Consider the following 1,386-nt stretch of genomic DNA (forward strand, 5'->3'; position numbering starts at 1 on the left):
TTTGTTTTTGCCAACTTTACTACCTACTTTAGATAACTACACACAACTGGGCATATATTCCAGAAGTCACAGCAATCTTCCACTCGGTAGGCTGCGCCTTCCGGAAGATATACCCGGACCGTTGGCAGTAATTTATGAAGAACATCCAATTAAATATAAAAGGTTTAAATCTAATCGTTGAAGGAGCTTCAAAAAATGTATTGTTGGAAATTGCTGAGGGCATTTTTCCAAAATATAATTATACGCAACTTTGCAAGTTCGAAAATTATTCTTCAAGACTTTCATGGAACTTCAATCTAACAAGATTATTTAAAGAACAAAATCCACCTATCGAGAAAGAAAAAAGATTTTCATTAATTATGGAAATTAAAGATGAAATAATGCGCATGCATCAGACACTATCTTTTCTTGAAAATCTGATTGAACAAAATGAAATTAATTTTTCACTAGAAGTTGTTGAAAGCCTTTCAAATATAGATTGTGGCAGAACAAAAGACACAAGGGCATTAGGCTGGAGAAAAGTTCTAAAATACTATGCAAAAACAGCTGATTTAGAAAATTTTAAAAAAGTATTGAAACTGTGTGAATCTGGAAAGGAAAGAAATGAAATCACTACTTTAAAATCTTTATTGGTAAGTTCTTATTCAAAATTAAAAGGTTTAGAAAATGGACTAGAGTTAGCACGTTTAAAACTCTTCGGGAATAAATATTTATACTCTGCATTATCATCTGGCATACAAACTTCTTCTTATGATGAAATGAAAAAAGTATTGAAAAATATCACCGATTTAGGACAAGAAGATAAGACTGCAATATTAGCTCGGACATTTCAGCAGAATACAAAAAATGGAAACTTCTCTTTGATAAATTTCAATGAAATTTATCAACAAATTGACACAATGGACCCCAAAATAAAATTTGGAGACTTCAGATTAAGAGACACACTACTGATTGATATCGGAATGAATTTAAAAGAAGTGGATTTAGTAATTAAGTGCAGGAAATCAATCAAAAATAATACTCTAAAAAAGGAATTACGATTTACTGAAGAACAACTCAAATAAAAAACTACTGCCAACACAACCTATAAACAATACGGGTTTAGGGCTTAAACGCTAAGGTTTGCGTATTTTTATGAGGTCGCGAAATCTTTGGGATTTCGCTTTGACTAAAAAAAAATAAATCAAAACAAAAAGATTTCGCTATGTACATGGCGGAAAGCAAACGCCAGTTTGCCCCCGTACTGTTCATAGCTCAACCGTTGAGGGAAATGACCTAAAGGCCGTGTTACTCCGCTGCAAAAAAACACGTACTGCATGAATAGCTGTTTTTTCACGACTCCCGTAACACTCATTTCCCTCAACGGTCCGGGCATGCCGCGACTTT

The 1,386-nt window shown here is 33.5% G+C and carries 3 protein-coding genes; 2 read left to right on the forward strand and 1 reads right to left on the reverse strand.

Annotation, left to right across the window (positions count from 1 at the left end; genetic code table 11):
* Positions 1–181 (forward strand): hypothetical protein (locus HW347_RS20555; protein WP_214613596.1); only part of this gene is annotated, 181 nt, incomplete at its 5' end.
* Positions 135–1,064, forward strand: a complete 930-nt coding sequence (locus HW347_RS20560; protein ID WP_214613597.1) for a hypothetical protein — start codon at positions 135–137, stop codon at positions 1,062–1,064. The genes HW347_RS20555 and HW347_RS20560, both read left to right, overlap by 47 nt.
* Positions 1,065–1,183: 119 nt before the next feature.
* On the opposite strand, the gene HW347_RS20565 is transcribed toward HW347_RS20560, so the two are convergent.
* On the reverse strand, positions 1,184–1,386 hold a 203-nt coding region (locus HW347_RS20565), incomplete at its 5' end, for a hypothetical protein (RefSeq protein ID WP_214613598.1).

Source organism: Zobellia barbeyronii, from assembly GCF_018603515.1.
In the GTDB taxonomy this organism is placed as follows: domain Bacteria; phylum Bacteroidota; class Bacteroidia; order Flavobacteriales; family Flavobacteriaceae; genus Zobellia; species Zobellia barbeyronii.